General features: G+C 74.6%; 1 protein-coding gene. It reads right to left on the reverse strand.

Annotated elements, in window-relative coordinates:
* A partial coding sequence (locus tag ASG00_RS01075) for a DUF4118 domain-containing protein (protein WP_442922564.1) occupies positions 1–1,478 on the reverse strand: 1,478 nt, incomplete at both ends.

Here is a 1,478-nt window from a genome sequence, read left to right on the forward strand (position 1 = left end):
TCTCGTCCGCGGTCTCGAGCAGCTCGGCGCGGTCGGTCGGGCTCAGCCGCACATCGGCCGCCCGCAGCCCGCCGACGGCCGCGACCGCCGCCGCGAGAGGCCGGCGCAGGTCGTGGCTCACGGCCGACAGCAGCGCCGAGCGCACCTGGTCGGTCTCGGCGAGGGCGTCCGCCTCGCGTGCGGCCGCGGTCAGTTCGAGATGGTCGATCGCGGCGGCGAGCTGCGCGACGATCACATCGAGCAGCCGACGGGATGCCCCATCCGGCTCGTCGCCCGTCAGCTCCAGCGTGGCCCGCGGCGCGCCGCCCACCCGCGCCCCGACCGGGAGCCGCGTGCACGCGGCGTTCGCGGGCGCCGGCCCGTCGGCGACATCCTCGGCCAGCACTGTGCCGCCCTCGCCGACCAGCCGCACCGCGTGCAGCCCGAACGCCTCACGGGCGCGGCTGACGAGCGCCTCGACGGCACTGTCGCCGCGCAGCACGCTGCCCGCGATGGTGGCGAGCAGACGCGCCTCCGCCGTCGCGCGCTCGGCGACCCGGGCACGCCGGGCCGCCTGGTCGACGATGTAGCTCACCAGGATCGCGATGACGACGTAGAGGCCGAGGGCGAGCGCGTGCAGCGGATGGGCGATCGTGATCGTGAACAGCGGCTGCACGAACAGGTAGTCGAGCGTGAATCCCGACAGCACCGCGGCGAACAGTGCCGGCCAGATACCGCCGACGAGCGCGACGATCACGACGAGCAGCTGGTAGGCGAGCACGTCGGAGGTGATCGAGTCGTCGCTGCGGAACGAGAACAGCAGCCACGACAGCAGCGGCCCGCCGACGAGCGCGACGGCGAACCCGAGCAGGCGCCGCCCGCGGCTGAGCGCCCCGCCCCGCACGCGGGGGAGGCGCAGCTTCCCGCCCGCCGCCGAGTGGGTGACGATGTGCACGTCGATGTCGCCCGAATCGCGGATGACCGTCGCGCCGATGCCCGACCCGGTGAGTGCCGCGCTCATGCGGCTGCGGCGGCTGACGCCGATGACGAGCTGGCTCGCGTTCACGCTGCGCGCGAACTCCACCAGGGTGTGCGCGACGTCGTCGCCGACGAGCTGGTGATAGGTGCCGCCGAGCTGCTCGACGAGTGCGCGCTGGGTGGCGAGCGCCCCCGGCGTCGCCCCCCGCAGGCCGTCCTGGCTGAGCACGTGCACCGCCAGCAGCTCACCGCCCGCCGAACGGGCCGCGATGCGGGCGCCGCGACGGATGAGCGTCTCGCCCTCCGGCCCGCCCGTGAGCGCGACCACGACGCGCTCACGCGTCGTCCAGGTGCCGTCGATGTCGTGCTCGGCGCGGTACTGCTTGAGCGCGGAGTCGACCTCGTCGGCGAGCCACAGCAGCGCGAGCTCGCGCAGCGCCGTCAGGTTTCCCAGCCGGAAGTAGTTCGACAGCGCGGCATCCACCCGCTCCGCCGGGTAGACGAGACCGGCGGAGAGCCGG

Source organism: Microbacterium sp. Leaf351 (assembly GCF_001423825.1).
GTDB lineage: Bacteria > Actinomycetota > Actinomycetes > Actinomycetales > Microbacteriaceae > Microbacterium > Microbacterium ginsengisoli.